Origin of the sequence: Chitinimonas sp. (assembly GCF_041904975.1) — a bacterium.
GTDB lineage: Bacteria > Pseudomonadota > Gammaproteobacteria > Burkholderiales > Chitinimonadaceae > Chitinimonas.
Window position 1 is genome coordinate 1 of the sequence record NZ_JAYRLZ010000437.1, and the last position, 2,026, is coordinate 2,026.

At 61.5% G+C, this 2,026-nt stretch carries 2 protein-coding genes and 1 pseudogene; all 3 read right to left on the reverse strand.

The genetic code is table 11. From position 1 onward, the window contains the following. A pseudogene (locus ACE3OH_RS21900) lies at positions 1-465 on the reverse strand (hypothetical protein); the annotation flags it as partial. A 235-nt stretch (positions 466-700) separates the two neighbouring features. Further along, positions 701-1,249 carry a hypothetical protein gene (locus ACE3OH_RS21905; RefSeq protein ID WP_374358310.1) on the reverse strand — a complete coding sequence of 183 codons (549 nt, stop codon included), beginning with the start codon at positions 1,247-1,249 and terminating at the stop codon, positions 701-703. A gap of 109 nt (positions 1,250-1,358) precedes the next feature. After that, positions 1,359-2,026, reverse strand: a 668-nt coding sequence (locus ACE3OH_RS21910) for an SAM-dependent methyltransferase (RefSeq protein ID WP_374358313.1), incomplete at its 5' end; no start/stop codon positions are given.

A 2,026-nucleotide genomic window follows, 5' to 3' on the forward strand; every position in this document is an offset into this window, starting at 1 on the left:
GGACTTGCAGGCGGCGCGATTCTCCGCCGTGCTGACCAGATTGTCATTGAGCCAGCAGCCACTGACTTCATAGCGCTGGCCAACCCAGCGGCCCAAGCCCTGGTAGTACTCAAGATCGTCGCTGCCACTGGGCAGGCTTATGGTGCCAAAACCGGTCCAGCGGTCGTCGACGATCGAGCCGGTATAGCGTATGCCATCGCTGTAGGTGTAGCTGCCTTCACCATTCATGCGGCCTTGCCGGTACTCGCCCTCGAAGTAATCCGACGGCTTGCCGGGAATCCGCCATTCGGCGCGGCCGCGCCCCACAGCCTTGCCATCGACGCAGGCGCCCGACCAGCTCACCGACTCATTGTGTTGCGGGTCGACATTCCACAGCTTGCAGCCGGTTCTCGGGTCTTTTGCCCAGTGGCCGGCCCAGCTCGACAGAGCGATCAGGCTGATGATGATCAGCAGCGGTTTTTTCATCGGACTTCGTTGTTATTCAGTTTTCTGGATAGATCAGGGCCACAGCGCCCAGTGGCATAGGGGTTTGCTGTATTGCCACACCAAGGCGACTTCGCCGTAAAGGCCTGCCAGCATGATAGAGCATGCCCGGCCATCACAAAAAGCGCCTTGGAGTAAGTGGCAAGGCATCAGTTCAATTTTATTGAATCAACACAGCGCTGAGCGCGTCAGGTTTTGCACCGCAGCGGCTCGCCGCCTAGCGCCGCTGCTTGCCCTTGCCGCAGTTGGCGCCATCTCGGGTGGCAACGATCAGGTCATCGTCCTCCCAGCAGCCGCTCACCTCATAGCGGTCGTTCACCCAGCGCCCCTTGCCTTCGAACAAGGCGATATTGTCGTGCCCGCGCGGCAGGCTCAGCGTGCCGAAGCCCGTCCAGGCGTCATTCGCGATCGTGCCGGTATAGCGCACACCGTCGGCAAAGGTAAAGCTACCCTCGCCGTACATGCGGTTCTTGCGCATATCACCCTGGTAGCGATTGCCGTCCTTGTATTGCAAAGTGCCCTTGCCATCCATCTTTCCGGCGCGGTAATCGCCTTCATACCATTCGGCCACCTTGCCATTGAGCAGCCACTCGGCGCGCCCCGGTCCACTGGCCTTGCCTGCCACACAGGCGCCCGACCATTGCACCGACTCATTCGCCTGCGGCTCGTCATTCCACAGCTTGCAGCCATTGCTAGCGGTAATCCAGTTGCCGGCCATGGTGAACACTGGCGCCAGCAGTAAAGCCCAAGCAAACGTTTGCCTCATCACTCCACCTCGATCACGGTATGCATAGAAAGCGGCGATTTGAGCCGATGTGCCGCCTGACAACAAGGCAATATCACCAAGCGCTGCCGGCACCGGCGAGCGCCAGCGCTCAGGCCGGCGTGAAAAAGCGCTCGCGCATCTCATCCAGCCCCAGCTCGGCCAGCACGGCGTGCAGGCGTTCGGCCGCCTTGCGCCCGGGTCGGTTTTCCTGGCGGGCGATGATCAGCTCGTTTTTCATCGAATGCTCCCACCCCACCAGCTCGGTCACCGTCACCGCATAACCATGCGCTTCCAGCTGCAGGCAGCGCAAAACATTGGTCAGCTGGCTGCCGAATTCGCGGGTGTGGATCGGGTGGCGCCAGATTTCAGTGAGCGGGTTCTTCAGCATCTGCCCCTTGTGCTTGCGCAGCACACTGGCCACCTCGGCCTGGCAGCAAGGCACCAGCACGATGGCCTGCGCGTCTTTTTCCAGCGCAAAGCGGATCGCATCGTCGGTGGCGGTATTGCAGGCATGCAGGGCCGTCACCACGTCGATACGCTCGGGCAAGGCGCTTGCCGTGATCGAATCGGCCACCGACAGGTTGAGAAAATCCATGCCAGCAAAGCCGGCCCGCTCGGCCAGCGCGCGCGATGACTGCACCAGCTCATCGCGGGTCTCAATGCCGTAAATCCGCCCCTGCGGCGCCTGCGCCTTGAAGAACAGGTCGTACAGGATAAAGCCCAGGTAGGACTTGCCAGCGCCATGGTCGACCAGCGCGATATCGGGCCGAGCGGCCA